A 230-nucleotide genomic window follows, 5' to 3' on the forward strand; every position below is an offset into this window, starting at 1 on the left:
GGAGAAGGAGGGATTCGAACCCTCGATAGAGCTACAAACTCTATACTCCCTTAGCAGGGGAGCTCCTTCGGCCACTCGGACACCTCTCCAACGCATAACAGATTGTATTAACGGTAGTTTATTCATACCATTAATTAAATAGTGGTGGAGAGATAGGGATTTGAACCCTAGATAGGCTACAAACCTATGCCGGTTTTCAAGACCGGTGCATTCGACCACTCTGCCATCTC

At 47.0% G+C, this 230-nt stretch carries 1 tRNA gene; it reads right to left on the reverse strand.

The features are described 5' to 3' along the window. A tRNA-Ser gene (locus tag AN389_RS19915) sits at positions 1–89 on the reverse strand. Positions 90–230: the final 141 nt, after the last annotated feature.

Source organism: Pseudoalteromonas sp. P1-7a (genome assembly GCF_001401855.1).
Classification (GTDB): domain Bacteria; phylum Pseudomonadota; class Gammaproteobacteria; order Enterobacterales; family Alteromonadaceae; genus Pseudoalteromonas.